The organism is Bacteroides sp. 11BF, assembly GCF_019633765.1.
In the GTDB taxonomy this organism is placed as follows: Bacteria; Bacteroidota; Bacteroidia; order Bacteroidales; family Bacteroidaceae; genus Bacteroides; species Bacteroides hominis.
Genome location: NZ_JAFKPJ010000010.1, coordinates 139,863 through 153,452, shown reverse-complemented (window position 1 = coordinate 153,452; position 13,590 = coordinate 139,863). Strand labels below are relative to the sequence as shown.

Sequence of the window (13,590 nt, the reverse complement as noted above, 5' to 3'; positions counted from 1 at the left end):
ATGAAAAACACCAACCGTTCCATTCTTCATAAAGATGGAGTTAGTTATATCCTGCCATTTATTTTAGTGACTTCTTGTTTTGCCTTATGGGGGTTCGCTAATGATATTACCAATCCAATGGTAAAGGCCTTCTCGAAAATATTTCGTATGAGTGTCACCGACGGGGCATTGGTGCAGGTCGCTTTTTACGGAGGCTACTTTGCGATGGCCTTCCCTGCTGCAATGTTTATTCGTAAATACTCTTATAAAGCCGGTATCCTGCTGGGACTGGGGCTATATGCTTTGGGTGCCTTGCTGTTTTTTCCGGCAAAGATGACAGGCGATTATTACCCTTTCCTGCTCGCTTATTTTATTTTGACGTGTGGACTCTCGTTTCTGGAAACAAGTGCTAACCCTTATATATTATCGATGGGTACGGAGGAGACGGCGACCCGACGATTGAATCTGGCGCAGTCGTTTAATCCAATGGGATCATTATTGGGTATGTATGTAGCCATGAACTTCATTCAGGCGCGTCTGAATCCCATGGATACGGTAGAACGCAGCCAATTGTCTCCGTCTGAGTTTGAGGTATTGAAAGAGTCGGATTTGTCCGTGCTGATTGCCCCTTACCTGATTATAGGATTAGTGATTCTTGCCATGCTTTTTCTGATACGTGCCGTTAAAATGCCTAAGAATGGTGATAAGAATCATAATATTGATTTTATACCAACGCTAAAGCGTATTTTTAAAGTTCATCATTATAGAGAAGGAGTCATAGCGCAATTCTTTTATGTGGGTGCACAGATTATGTGTTGGACTTTTGTTATCCAATATGGAACACGCTTGTTTATGTCGCAGGGAATGGAGGAGAAGGCTGCTGAAGTGCTTTCCCAGGAATATAATATAATTGCTATGATTATTTTTTGCATAAGCCGTTTCGTGTGTACATTTATTCTTCGCTACCTGAATCCGGGGATGCTTCTCAAGATTCTTGCGATTGCGGGTGGTGCTTTTACGTTGGGTGTGATTTTTTTGCAAAACATATGGGGATTGTATTGTTTAGTAGCTGTTTCGGCTTGTATGTCACTAATGTTTCCCACGATTTATGGCATTGCTCTTCGTGGTTTAGGTGATGATGCCAAGTTTGGGGCTGCCGGTTTGATTATGGCTATTTTGGGAGGCTCTGTGTTGCCACCGTTACAGGCTTGTATTATTGACCAACATACATTGTTGGGTATGCCTGCTGTAAACTTGTCTTTCATACTTCCTTTTATCTGTTTCGTAGTGATTATCATTTATGGACATCGTACTTGTGCACGTGTGAAGAAGATAAAAGCGGCACGAAAGTAATATTGAGAATCGGATGCGGCGTTTGACGATTCTTCTGAGCAACTGTTTTCTTCTGCTTGTGTCATTAGCCTCTTGCGGGAAAGTGCCATTAGCGGAAGAAGCAGTGTTTTCTATACCGGTGGATACAGCATTCATGAGGCTTCGTCAATGGGAGTGGTATTGTCAGAAACGGGCTGACAGTTGCCTGACAGAGAATAATTATCAGGGAGCTTTATCTTGGCTGGATTCCGCTCGTATCCAAGTGGAACATTACGGACGTCCTTATTATATATTGGCACGCGGGGACGTATATTATTCCATCCATCAATATGATTCTGCCCGTCGTTATTTTAGTATGGCAGCCCATTCCATTCATCCGCATATTGCTATCGAAGCTTGGAGGAAACTTGCAGAACTGGAACTTATGGAAGGAAATGAGAAGCAAGTGTTCTATTCCACGCAGAAGGCAGATGCGCTTTTCCGGGTGGAGATAGGCCATGTGCAAAGTGATAACAGTGAAGCTCTATATCAGGAAGAGAGGTTGAAAAACGAGTTAAACCAATTGAAGATTGCCAAACAGAATCGGGAAATTGCTATGTTAACTTTGAGCCTTTGTCTGATTATACTGATTGCTTTGTTTATTTTCTACCGGCAAAATAAGATAAAGCGTGAAAAAGAGCGTCTGCTTCTTGAAGAGAAAGCCAAGTTGGAGCAAGAGAACCAAATACTGAAACAAACTGAAGAGTTAAGTGCTTTGAGAGAAAAAGAGGCGGTTTTGCGAGAGTCTTTGTTCCGTAAGGTCGATGTTTTGCGTAAAATACCCTCCCTCAATGAAGAAGAGCAGGAGAGTGGTGAACATCGCATAGCTTTGTCGGAAAGAGAGTGGGAGGAAATTCGTCAGACGGTGGATAATGCTTATGATGGGTTTTCACAACGGTTGCTTGCACGCTTTCCTTTGTTGACTTTAAAAGATATTTATTTCTGCTGTCTGGTGAAGATCAATGTCAGTATAAAGGACCTTTCCGATATTTATTGTATTAGTCGTACCTCGGTTAGTAAAAAGAAATTTCGCATCAAGCGAGAGAAGCTTGGAGCAGAGGATTCGGACTCTTTAGATGATTTTTTGCGTGGTTTTTAGTTCTCGGAAACTTGTTTGTCCATGCTATTTTAAGAAAGGACCTGTCTAATGTGTTGGTATATAGTGTGATAGTGTGCTGATTTTTGAAGTGCTTTGTCTATATCCCTTTTTGTTTTTCCTGTACCCGATGGTTAATTTTGCAATATCAAAACTTTAAAAATGTACATGATATGTTGAATCGACTGAACTATTTCATTATGTCGGCAGGGCTACTTGTTTTAGTAGCATGTTCGTCTAATTCCGGAAAACAGGTAGAGGTGGCAAATACTCCTTTTGTTTACGATGGATTAAAAGAGTATCCGATAAAAGAGTTGAAACTGTCCGATCTGGCAGTTAGTGATTATGTGTTATTAAAAGACGATGAAAATTCATTGTTGGGTAGGTTACCGACAAATCCCTGTATGCAGGTCACTGAAGACCGGATTTATATTCAGGATGAAGAGCAGCAGGCTATATTTATTTTTGACCGTCAGGGAAATCCATTATTGCAAATGCGTCATAAAGGGGGCGGCCCTCAGGAATGGGCGTCTCTGAACTCTTTCTATGTGGACAGTCCTAATAAAGAAATTATAGTGTTGGACTGGGCTAAAAAGTTTATAGTTTATGATTTGAATGGGAAATTTAAACGAAGCTTCCCGACGCCCGGTTGCTCTTGGAAGTTTGCTAACTTGAATGATGAGGCCGTACTGATATATTGTCCTTTTACGAATCGTAATAACGGAGAGGCAGTTTGCATCGTTTCTAAAAAAGATGGCAAAAAGTTGCATGTGTGTCCTATTACGATAGATAATTTTGTGTGGGATAGCGAGGGGCGTATTGGCTATGAACCATTGAAGCCAGCTTATGGTGGGATTTTATTTTCAGATTTATCATTGAAAGGCGTGTATTTTATTGATGCTGAAACATATGAAGTAAAACAAGTTATTGATGAAGTGACAGAATATAAATTTGAAAATGCAGAGTTTGTTAAGCTACATCCGGCGATTGATGCTAAAGACTATACTTTGTATACTACGCTCGGTACGAAATGGTTGACTCCGGATATGCCAATGAACTATTACTATTTCGATAAGAAGGAGCAGAAAATGTATACTTTGAAAAATGAAACCGGATGGGCTGTTTTAAAAGATGTCTGCAATGTACAGAGAACCCGTACAACGAATACTCCAGGTATCGGCATTGGTTATTATTGGCCTTCTACTATGAAAGGAGAGTCGATGCAAGCTGAAAAAGAGCAGTTTGACTCTCGTTTCCGGGCAATAATGGACTCTATACCTGAAGAAGGTAACCCTGTATTACAAATTATGAACTTCAATAAATGATGAAGCTGTTCCGCAAGATATTGATTATTTGTCTTCTTGGGAAGTTAATGGCTTGTTCGCCATTAGCTTCCGGGGAGATAAATGATGTTTGGGGGCATAAGCAAGTGGCTACGGTTGAAATGGCAGGCTCTGATAGCGTTTGGGTCTGCCACTTGTCTATGTTGAAGGATACGGTTACTGTACCTCTTAGTCATTTTGTCGAGGAACTGGAAATGGTCAAACTTGATAATCGGGATGCTGCATTGGTATCTCCTTCCAAAACAATTATTGGCAAACAGTATATTTTAGTATATAAAATGGGGCATGTCCCTTTCAAACTTTTTACTAAAAGCGGGACCTATTTGAGGGATATCGGTTCCTTTGGTCAAGGTGCGGGTGAATATGGCTTAGCTTACGATGCACAGATGGATGAGGAGAATAACCGGCTTTATGTGTTATGTTGGCAGGCCGACCATATCTTGGTATTCGATTTACAAGGAAATATACTTCAACCGATTCGATTGGTGCATTGGTCACCTAAAGGGGTATTTCATGTAGAAACGGAACGAGGACGAGTGCATGTTTGTGCTCTTTCTTTTAATCGTGACTTTGTAGGTGATAGGCATTCGCCTATGATTTGGACGCAAAGTTTGGATGGCAAGATTATAAAAGAACTTCCGGCAGGGTATTTGGCCGTGAATGATTATGGAAATGAAATCAAATCTCTGAATAATGGGACGGTGATGGATATCGGTTTCTGGTTTGGAGGGCAATATCGTAACGATTCATTATATCACTATAATAACCACGAGTTTAGGCTCGTTCCACGTTTTACGCTTGATTATGGAGGACATGAGTTGACCCCACACAGCTTCGGAGAGTTGCCGAATCACTTCTGGGGAGAAATATCATATCCTGTAAGGCTAAGTCCACATTCGTCAACTACCACTCCTCCGGAATATTATATGGTTGATAAACATACTTTACGAGGCGCTTTTGTTGAAATATACAATGATTTCTTAGGTGGCATTTCTGCTGACTGGTTCTTTTCATCTCATGACGGATATTATGTTTGGAATGTTGAACCTGCACGATTGAAGCAAATGGTTGAGGAGCGTTTGTCTTCAGGTGAAATTATCTCGGATTCGGATCGAAGAAAGCTGACCGAACTGCTTGGGAGTATTAAAGAAAACGATAACAATTATATTTTCTATGGTCGATTGAAATGTAGATAGTTCCTGTTTTTTTCTTATCATTTCTTTTTTTTCTCTAATATTTTGTAGTCGAACAGATTATTTATATCTTTGCACCCGAAACGGATGAAAGGTGGAGGGGCGATTAAGCTCCTTTTTTTGTTCTTAATAGTTAATCAATGATAGAAAAAAGAACTGTTTGTCAGATTGTTGAAGAGTGGCTGGAGGGAAAAGACTATTTTCTGGTAGAAGTGACCGTCAGCCCTGATGACAAAATTGTGGTCGAAATTGACCATGCAGAAGGTGTTTGGATTGAAGACTGTGTGGAGCTGAGTCGCTTCATTGAGTCGAAACTGAACCGTGAAGAGGAAGATTATGAGCTGGAAGTAGGTTCTGCCGGAATCGGACAGCCATTTAAAGTATTGCAACAGTACTATAACCACATCGGCCTGGAGGTGGAAGTACTGACTAAAGGCGGACGCAAACTGAGCGGGGTCTTGAAAGATGCCGATGAAGAAAAGTTTGTTGTGACCGTACAAAAGAAAGTAAAACCCGAAGGAGCCAAACGTCCTCAGTTGGTAGAAGAGGATGAAACCTTCACCTATGATGATATAAAATATACTAAATACTTAATTAGTTTTAAATAATTATGGCCAAGAAAGAAGAAACAATCAGCTTGATTGATACATTTTCGGAATTTAAGGAACTGAAGAATATCGATAGAACCACGATGGTAAGCGTGCTTGAAGAGTCGTTCCGTAGTGTGATCGCGAAAATGTTTGGCACTGATGAAAATTACGACGTAATTGTGAACCCGGATAAGGGTGACTTTGAAATATGGCGTAACCGTGAGGTAGTGGCAGACGAGGATTTGACTAACCCGAATATGCAAATTTCGTTGACTGAAGCACAAAAAATCGATGCTTCTTACGAAGTGGGTGAAGAAGTAACCGATGAAGTGATTTTCGCTAAGTTCGGTCGCCGTGCTATTTTGAATCTTCGTCAGACACTGGCTTCTAAAATTCTTGAGCTTGAAAAGGACAGTATTTATAATAAATACATTGACAAAGTAGGTACTATCATCAACGCAGAAGTATATCAGATCTGGAAAAAAGAGATGTTGCTGCTTGACGATGAAGGAAACGAGTTATTGTTGCCGAAAACAGAGCAGATACCAAGCGATTTTTATCGTAAAGGAGAAACTGCCCGTGCAGTGGTGGCACGCGTGGACAACAAAAACAACAATCCGAAGATTATCCTCTCGCGTACTTCTCCGGTTTTCCTGCAGCGCTTGTTCGAGATGGAAGTACCTGAAATAAACGATGGCTTGATTACCATCAAAAAGATTGCCCGTATTCCCGGTGAACGTGCTAAGATTGCGGTAGAATCTTATGATGACAGAATTGATCCCGTAGGAGCCTGTGTAGGTGTAAAGGGAAGTCGTATTCATGGCATCGTACGTGAACTTCGCAATGAAAACATTGATGTGATTAATTATACATCAAATATTTCATTGTTTATCCAGCGTGCTTTAAGCCCGGCCAAAATCTCTTCTATTCGGTTGAATGAAGAAGAACGTAAAGCTGAGGTATTCCTGAAACCGGAAGAGGTATCGTTGGCTATTGGTAAAGGCGGTTTGAATATCAAACTGGCCAGTATGTTGACCGAGTACACTATCGACGTGTTCCGTGAGTTGGATGAAAACGCGCAGGATGAAGACATTTATCTGGATGAATTCAGAGATGAAATCGACGGATGGGTGATTGATGCTATTAAAGCAATTGGCATTGATACGGCTAAGTCCGTATTGACTGCACCTCGCGAAATGCTGATTGAAAAAACGGATCTGGAAGAAGAGACGGTGGACGAGGTATTACGCATTTTGAAATCGGAGTTTGAAGATAATGAATAATAGATCAATGCGATGATGTGCCGATATGCCAATAAACAGAAAGGGCGTATAGGAATTGGCACATTGGCATATTGAACGATTATCAAATTATTCTTTCTCCATTATTCTTTAAATTAAAGTATGACGATAAGGTTAAACAAAGTTACAAGAGATTTAAATGTAGGAATCGCGACGGTAGTTGAGTTCTTGCAAAAGAAGGGGTATACCGTTGAGGCAAACCCGAATACGAAAATTACCGAGGAGCAGTATGCAATGCTCGTGAAAGAGTTCAGCACAGATAAGAACCTTAGACTTGAATCGGAACGTTTCATTCAGGAACGTCAAAACAAAGATCGCAACAAGGCGTCTGTTTCTATCGATGGTTATGATAAAAAAGAGCCGGAGAAAACTGTTGCTGATGATGTGATTAAGACGGTCATTCCGGAGGATGTACGTCCGAAGTTTAAACCTGTCGGAAAAATAGATTTAGATAAACTGAACCGGAGAACTGAAAAAGAGCCGGTGAAAGAAGAACCGAAACCACAACCTGTAGTAGCTACTGAAGAAAAGAAGGTGGCGGAAGAGGTTAAGCCTGTTGTCAACGAAGTGAAAAAAGAAGAAGTCGCTACGGCTCCTGTTGCTTCGGAATCGAAACCGGTGAAAGAAGAACCGAAACCGGTGGTGGTTGAAAAGCCTGCAGAAACAGAGAAGAAAGTGGTTGAGGAAGTCAAGAAAGAAGAACCCAAAGTCGTGGTATCTCCAGAAAAAACAGAGAAGAAAGAAGAGAAACCGGTAGCAGAAGCACCGGCTACTCCAGTAGAGAAGGAAGAGGAGGGCGTATTTAAGATTCGTCCGACTGAGTTTGTATCTAAGATTAATGTTATCGGACAGATTGACTTGGCTGCATTGAATCAGTCGACTCGTCCGAAGAAAAAATCGAAAGAAGAAAAACGGAAAGAGCGTGAAGAAAAGGAAAAACTTCGTCAGGATCAGAAGAAACAGATGAAGGAAGCCATCATCAAGGAAATCCGTAAAGAAGATAATAAACAAGCTAAAGTAGCCGGTAAAGAAAATCTTGATCCCAACGGTAAGAAGAAACGTAACCGCATCAACAACAATAAAGAAAAAGTAGATGTGAACAACGTTGCTTCTAACTTTGCGCACCCCACTCCAAACAGTGAGCGTACCAATAATAACCGTGGAGGAAATCAGCAAGGTGGCGGCGGACAAAACAGAAACCGTAACAATAATAATAAAGATCGCTTTAAGAAGCCTGTAGTGAAGCAGGAAGTGAGCGAAGAAGATGTAGCAAAGCAGGTAAAAGAAACTTTGGCTCGTCTGACAAGTAAAGGTAAGAACAAAGGAGCCAAATATCGCAAGGAGAAACGTGATTTGGTATCGAACCGTATGCAGGAACTGGAAGATCAGGAGATGGCAGAAAGCAAGGTACTGAAATTGACAGAATTCGTGACTGCCAATGAATTGGCCAGTATGATGAATGTATCTGTTAATCAGGTTATCGGAACTTGTATGAGTATAGGTATGATGGTTTCTATCAACCAGCGTCTGGATGCGGAAACAATCAACCTTGTTGCTGAAGAATTCGGATTTAAGACCGAATATGTCAGTGCGGAGGTAGCTCAGGCCATTGTTGAAGAGGAAGATGCTCCGGAAGATTTGGAACACCGTGCTCCGATTGTTACAGTAATGGGTCACGTAGACCACGGTAAAACTTCATTGCTTGACTATATCCGTAAGGCAAATGTAATTGCGGGTGAAGCCGGAGGTATCACACAGCATATCGGTGCATATCACGTTACATTGGAGGACGGACGTAAGATTACATTCCTTGATACTCCGGGTCACGAAGCGTTTACTGCAATGCGTGCCCGTGGTGCGAAGGTAACGGATATCGCGATTATTATCGTAGCTGCCGATGATGATGTAATGCCTCAAACTAAGGAAGCTATCAATCACGCTGCGGCTGCGGGTGTTCCTATAGTATTTGCTATTAATAAGATTGATAAACCCCATGCTAATCCGGAGAAAATTAAAGAGACACTGGCTCAGATGAATTATCTCGTAGAAGAGTGGGGAGGTAAATACCAGTCGCAGGATATTTCGGCCAAGAAAGGTCTTGGAGTACCCGAACTGATGGAGAAAGTCCTTCTGGAGGCAGAAATGCTCGATTTGAAGGCAAATCCGAACCGCAATGCTACGGGTTCAATTATTGAATCAACTCTGGACAAGGGACGTGGATATGTTGCTACTGTATTGGTTTCCAATGGTACGCTGAAGGTAGGTGATATTGTGCTTGCCGGAACAAGTTACGGCCGTGTAAAGGCTATGTTCAATGAACGTAATCAACGCGTAACACAAGCTGGACCTTCGGAACCGGTATTGATTCTCGGTTTAAATGGGGCTCCTGCCGCAGGTGATACATTCCATGTGATTGAGACTGATCAAGAGGCCCGTGAAATTGCCAATAAGCGTGAACAATTGCAGCGTGAACAGGGATTGCGTACTCAGAAGCTGTTGACTCTCGATGAAGTGGGACGTCGTATTGCTTTGGGTAACTTCCAGGAACTGAACGTAATTGTGAAAGGTGATGTGGACGGCTCTATCGAAGCATTGAGTGATTCGTTGATCAAGTTGTCTACCGAACAGATTCAGGTTAATGTGATCCACAAGGCTGTAGGTCAGATTTCAGAATCGGATGTGACATTGGCAGCTGCTTCAGATGCTATTATCATTGGATTCCAGGTGCGTCCGTCAGCTTCAGCGCGCAAGTTTGCCGAGCAGGAAGGAGTAGATATACGTTTGTATTCTGTAATTTACGCTGCTATCGAAGAGGTGAAGGCTGCTATGGAAGGTATGCTTGCTCCGGAAGTGAAAGAGGTGGTGACTGCTACTATCGAAGTGCGTGAGGTATTCCACATTACTAAGGTGGGTACTGTGGCCGGTGCCGTTGTGAAAGAAGGCAAGGTGAAACGTTCGGATAAGGCTCGTCTGATCCGTGATGGTATCGTAATCTTCTCAGGTTCTATTAATGCCTTGAAGCGCTTTAAAGATGATGTGAAGGAAGTAGGTACAAACTTTGAATGTGGTATCAGCCTTGTCAACTACAACGATTTGAAGGTAGGGGATATGATTGAAACTTACGAAGAAGTAGAAGTGAAGCAAACTTTATAATTCTCACGAAACTGAAAATATACGGAGGCACAGAGTGATTACAACTCCGTGTCTCCGTTTTCGTTTTACATAGAATGACTACCATAGATATTATCATACTGATTGCCCTTGGAGCCGGTGTTATTATCGGATTTATGAAAGGCTTTATCCGGCAGCTTGCCTCCATACTTGGATTGATTGTGGGGTTGCTGGCAGCCAAAGCTTTGTATACTTCACTGGCTGTAAAGCTATGTCCTACAGTGACAGATTCCATGACTGTGGCACAGATATTGGCATTTGTCATTATTTGGATAGCTGTACCATTAATCTTTACGTTAGTGGCTTCAGTGTTGACAAAGGCGATGGAGGCAGTTTCGCTTGGCTGGCTGAATCGTTTGCTTGGAGCCGGACTTGGAGCCTTGAAATATCTTTTACTGGTGAGTCTGGTTGTCTGTGTCATTCAATTCATAGATACAGATAGCCAGTTGATTAGTCAAACAAAGAAGGAGGAATCCTTGTTATATTATCCTATGGAAAGGTTTGCGGGAATGTTCTTTCCCGCAGCAAAAGAGGTTACACAACAATATATACTCAAATAAAAATGATGCAACAAGAAGAACCCAATAAATATGTAAAAGAACTCACGCAGGAGAAGTACAAATATGGCTTCACTACGGAGGTACATACAGATATCATAGAGAAGGGACTCAATGAAGACGTAGTGCGGCTTATCTCGTCTAAAAAGAACGAGCCGGACTGGTTGTTGGAATTCCGTCTGAAAGCCTATCGTCATTGGCTGACACTGGAGATGCCTACCTGGGCACACTTGCGTATACCTGAGATTGACTATCAGGCCATTTCGTATTATGCCGACCCTACAAAGAAGAAAGAAGGTCCGAAGAGTATGGATGAAGTTGATCCGGAACTAATAAAGACATTCAATAAACTGGGTATTCCTTTGGAAGAGCAAATGGCACTGAGCGGTATGGCTGTGGATGCAGTGATGGATTCAGTATCTGTGAAAACGACCTTTAAGGAAACACTGATGGAGAAAGGTATTATCTTTTGTTCGTTCAGTGAAGCAGTGCGTGAACATCCCGACCTGGTGAAGAAGTATCTTGGATCTGTAGTAGGTTATCGGGATAACTTTTTTGCTGCATTAAATTCCGCGGTATTTTCAGACGGTTCTTTCGTTTATATTCCTAAAGGGGTACGTTGTCCGATGGAACTTTCCACATACTTCCGTATCAACGCAGCCAATACCGGGCAGTTCGAACGTACATTAATCGTAGCAGATGACGATAGCTATGTTTCCTATCTGGAAGGTTGTACCGCCCCAATGCGGGACGAGAATCAATTACATGCCGCTATTGTCGAGATTGTGGTACACGATCGTGCAGAAGTAAAATACAGTACCGTTCAGAATTGGTATCCGGGTGATGCCGAAGGTAAAGGTGGAGTATACAATTTTGTGACGAAACGTGGTAATTGTAAAGGAGTAGATAGCAAACTCTCGTGGACTCAGGTTGAGACGGGATCAGCCATTACCTGGAAATACCCTTCTTGTATTCTCTCAGGTGATAATTCTACCGCTGAATTTTATTCGGTAGCAGTGACAAACAATTACCAACAGGCAGATACAGGAACTAAAATGATTCATTTAGGTAAGAATACCCGTAGTACGATTGTCAGTAAAGGTATATCTGCCGGAAAAAGTGAGAACTCTTACCGTGGGCTGGTTCGTGTAGCCGAAAAGGCGGATAATGCCCGTAATTATAGCCAGTGTGATTCATTGTTGCTGGGTGATAAGTGTGGTGCACATACTTTCCCCTACATGGATATCCATAACGAAACAGCAGTTGTTGAACATGAAGCAACTACCAGTAAGATTAGTGAAGATCAGATATTCTATTGTAATCAGCGTGGCATCTCCACTGAAGATGCCATTGGGCTGATTGTAAACGGCTATGCAAAGGAGGTACTTAATAAACTTCCGATGGAATTTGCTGTAGAAGCTCAGAAGTTGCTTACGATCTCTCTTGAAGGTAGTGTAGGATAATGGGGTGCAAACGAATTGGTTGGTTATTGATATTCCTGCTTTATGTAGGTATAGCGTTTGCACAGAATCTGGATGATCAGGAGAGAAGATGGGCAATCAGTGGCTCTTGGGGAGGAGACTGGCCGATAGTAACAAAGAACACACTTTCGGGAAAAGCTGTTTCTACAGGCCATATACATACTTTATTGCTGGAGTATTATATTCCTTATACCCGTTTCTCTTTGAAGGGCGGTTATACAGGTGAAGAGATAAAACTGAATCCCGGTATTTCTGCCTCACTGAGCAATCTGGAAGTGGGAGGGCGATACTATTTCCTGCCACAACGTTTTGTGATTCAGCCTTACGGGGGACTCTCCACAGCATGGAATCTGTCTCCACGTCGACAATACGGCATAACCAGTGGCAGTTACTACGATCCTTCAAGGCAGGAATTTCGTAAAGACTACGATTGCCGATATCAGGTAAAAGAACCGCTATTCACTATCTCTCCGGTGATAGGGGCCGATATATATTTTCTTTCGTGTCTTGCTTTCACCCTGGAGTATAATTTCCGGATGGGCATTGCCGGAAGAATGAATGGAGAAGTAGAGAAGACTAATTCCCGGGGGACCGGGATAGTGTGTAGTAGCGGGATGCGGCAGACATTAAGCGTAGGAGTGAAAGTGAATTTTCCTTTTACTATTACGCAGACAGACGGCAATTCCATACTGCAATTGTTGGACGAAGTTATTTTTGGAGAAGAATAGATAATGAAATAATTGATAAGATCATGTTAGAGATAAAAGACCTGCATGCCAGCATTAACGGCAAAGAGATATTGAAAGGCATCAACTTGACGGTGAATCCGGGCGAAGTACATGCCATTATGGGACCCAATGGTTCAGGTAAGAGTACGCTTTCTTCTGTTCTGGTAGGTAATCCTGCTTTTGAAGTGACGAAAGGGAGTATTACATTCTACGGTAAGAACCTTTTGGAATTAAGTCCTGAAGACCGTAGCCACGAAGGTATCTTCCTTAGTTTTCAGTATCCGGTAGAGATTCCGGGTGTGAGCATGGTTAACTTTATGCGTGCTGCTGTCAATGAACAGCGTAAATACAAAGGTTTGCCTGCTCTGACAGCCAGTGAGTTCCTGAAGCTGATGCGTGAAAAGCGTGCAGTAGTTGAGTTGGATAACAAATTGGCAAACCGCTCGGTAAATGAAGGCTTCTCGGGTGGAGAGAAAAAACGTAACGAGATTTTCCAGATGGCTATGCTCGAACCCCGTCTTAGCATTCTGGACGAGACGGACTCCGGACTCGATATCGATGCGCTTCGTATTGTAGCCGAAGGAGTAAACAAATTGAAGACACCCGATACCAGTTGTATTGTCATCACTCACTACCAGCGTTTGTTGGATTACATAAAGCCAGATATCGTACATGTGCTCTATAAGGGACGTATTGTGAAGACAGCAGGTCCGGAGCTCGCTCTTGAGCTGGAAGAAAAAGGATACGATTGGATTAAGAAGGAATTAGGAGAATGAGTGT

11 protein-coding genes are annotated in these 13,590 nt (G+C 42.2%); all 11 read left to right on the top strand.

Going from position 1 to position 13,590, the window contains the following annotated elements; all coding sequences use genetic code 11:
• The 11 genes from fucP to sufC all read left to right on the top strand — a co-directional run bounded on the left by fucP (nt 1) and on the right by sufC (nt 13,586).
• Entirely contained in the window at nt 1-1,332 is a 1,332-nt protein-coding gene (fucP, locus tag JZY04_RS12285; protein ID WP_032536472.1) for an L-fucose:H+ symporter permease, read from the top strand.
• A 13-nt stretch (nt 1,333-1,345) separates the two neighbouring features.
• Nucleotides 1,346-2,449: a hypothetical protein gene (locus tag JZY04_RS12280; RefSeq protein ID WP_005779353.1), complete on the top strand. Its 1,104-nt coding sequence runs from the start codon at nt 1,346-1,348 to the stop codon at nt 2,447-2,449.
• 170 nt (nt 2,450-2,619) lie between these two features.
• Nucleotides 2,620-3,771, top strand: coding sequence for a 6-bladed beta-propeller (locus JZY04_RS12275; RefSeq protein ID WP_122142617.1), 1,152 nt, complete (start codon nt 2,620-2,622; stop codon nt 3,769-3,771).
• The gene (locus JZY04_RS12270) at nt 3,771-4,985 is read left to right on the top strand and encodes a 6-bladed beta-propeller (RefSeq protein WP_181996398.1); all 1,215 of its coding nucleotides are present in this window, start codon (nt 3,771-3,773) and stop codon (nt 4,983-4,985) included. Before JZY04_RS12275 ends, JZY04_RS12270 begins: the two co-directional genes overlap by 1 nt.
• Before the next feature lie 137 nt (nt 4,986-5,122).
• Entirely contained in the window at nt 5,123-5,590 is a 468-nt protein-coding gene (gene rimP / locus JZY04_RS12265) for a ribosome assembly cofactor RimP (protein ID WP_005779347.1), read from the top strand.
• A gap of 2 nt (nt 5,591-5,592) precedes the next feature.
• Complete coding sequence (gene nusA / locus JZY04_RS12260; protein WP_005812181.1) at nt 5,593-6,855, top strand: transcription termination factor NusA; 1,263 nt, start codon at nt 5,593-5,595, stop codon at nt 6,853-6,855.
• 120 nt (nt 6,856-6,975) lie between these two features.
• Nucleotides 6,976-10,026, top strand: coding sequence for a translation initiation factor IF-2 (gene infB, locus JZY04_RS12255; protein WP_005779343.1), 3,051 nt, complete (start codon nt 6,976-6,978; stop codon nt 10,024-10,026).
• A 74-nt stretch (nt 10,027-10,100) separates the two neighbouring features.
• Nucleotides 10,101-10,604 carry a CvpA family protein gene (locus JZY04_RS12250; protein ID WP_005812179.1) on the top strand — a complete coding sequence of 168 codons (504 nt, stop codon included), beginning with the start codon at nt 10,101-10,103 and terminating at the stop codon, nt 10,602-10,604.
• Between the two features lie 5 nt (nt 10,605-10,609).
• The gene (gene sufB / locus JZY04_RS12245) at nt 10,610-12,064 is read left to right on the top strand and encodes a Fe-S cluster assembly protein SufB (RefSeq protein WP_005779339.1); all 1,455 of its coding nucleotides are present in this window, start codon (nt 10,610-10,612) and stop codon (nt 12,062-12,064) included.
• Nucleotides 12,064-12,810 carry a hypothetical protein gene (locus tag JZY04_RS12240; protein WP_122142615.1) on the top strand — a complete coding sequence of 249 codons (747 nt, stop codon included), beginning with the start codon at nt 12,064-12,066 and terminating at the stop codon, nt 12,808-12,810. Before sufB ends, JZY04_RS12240 begins: the two co-directional genes overlap by 1 nt.
• Nucleotides 12,811-12,833: 23 nt before the next feature.
• The gene (gene sufC, locus JZY04_RS12235; RefSeq protein ID WP_005779335.1) at nt 12,834-13,586 is read left to right on the top strand and encodes a Fe-S cluster assembly ATPase SufC; all 753 of its coding nucleotides are present in this window, start codon (nt 12,834-12,836) and stop codon (nt 13,584-13,586) included.
• Nucleotides 13,587-13,590: the final 4 nt, after the last annotated feature.

Excerpts from the sequence above, each read along its gene's own strand:
- fucP (WP_032536472.1), top strand. The coding sequence starts at position 1 with ATGAAAAACACCAACCGTTCCATTCTTCATAAAGATGGAGTTAGTTAT.
- JZY04_RS12280 (WP_005779353.1), top strand. The coding sequence starts at position 1,346 with ATGCGGCGTTTGACGATTCTTCTGAGCAACTGTTTTCTTCTGCTTGTG.
- JZY04_RS12275 (WP_122142617.1), top strand. The coding sequence starts at position 2,620 with ATGTTGAATCGACTGAACTATTTCATTATGTCGGCAGGGCTACTTGTT.
- JZY04_RS12270 (WP_181996398.1), top strand. The coding sequence starts at position 3,771 with ATGAAGCTGTTCCGCAAGATATTGATTATTTGTCTTCTTGGGAAGTTA.
- rimP (WP_005779347.1), top strand. The coding sequence starts at position 5,123 with ATGATAGAAAAAAGAACTGTTTGTCAGATTGTTGAAGAGTGGCTGGAG.
- nusA (WP_005812181.1), top strand. The coding sequence starts at position 5,593 with ATGGCCAAGAAAGAAGAAACAATCAGCTTGATTGATACATTTTCGGAA.
- infB (WP_005779343.1), top strand. The coding sequence starts at position 6,976 with ATGACGATAAGGTTAAACAAAGTTACAAGAGATTTAAATGTAGGAATC.
- JZY04_RS12250 (WP_005812179.1), top strand. The coding sequence starts at position 10,101 with ATGACTACCATAGATATTATCATACTGATTGCCCTTGGAGCCGGTGTT.
- sufB (WP_005779339.1), top strand. The coding sequence starts at position 10,610 with ATGCAACAAGAAGAACCCAATAAATATGTAAAAGAACTCACGCAGGAG.
- JZY04_RS12240 (WP_122142615.1), top strand. The coding sequence starts at position 12,064 with ATGGGGTGCAAACGAATTGGTTGGTTATTGATATTCCTGCTTTATGTA.
- sufC (WP_005779335.1), top strand. The coding sequence starts at position 12,834 with ATGTTAGAGATAAAAGACCTGCATGCCAGCATTAACGGCAAAGAGATA.